Here is a 370-nt window from a genome sequence, read left to right on the forward strand (position 1 = left end):
ACTAGGTGTATAGTCCCAAGGCGTGATGGGGCATTTTCCGGGCTGGAATTTTGCCCGCACCGACGGGACAAGTGCTCCCCTGGGACAACTACTCCACGGCAGCGCCCGCCCCACGGCGGCAATCGGGCGCGCTAGCCACCACCGCCAGGAAAGCCTGCCAAGCGGCGCCACGCGCTACCGCATCAACCCGAAAACGGCGGCCAGGTGGCGCCCGCGCCCCCCTGTGCTGGATGCGCGCAGGGGGCCGGCGTCGGTTTCGACGGTGCTCACCGCCGAGCAGCAAGCCATCGGCGGGGCCTTTCGTCGGCACACCCTGCTGGCGCTGGACGAGTGCCCGTATGCGCTGCAAGCCACCATTCCGCCCCTGTCC

1 pseudogene is annotated in these 370 nt (G+C 69.2%); it reads left to right on the plus strand.

The window, feature by feature from the left end:
* Nucleotides 1–79: 79 nt before the first annotated feature.
* Nucleotides 80–370, plus strand: a pseudogene (locus J4G38_RS17035) (IS481 family transposase); the annotation flags it as partial.

This window comes from Hymenobacter terricola, from assembly GCF_017921975.2.
GTDB lineage: Bacteria > Bacteroidota > Bacteroidia > Cytophagales > Hymenobacteraceae > Hymenobacter > Hymenobacter terricola.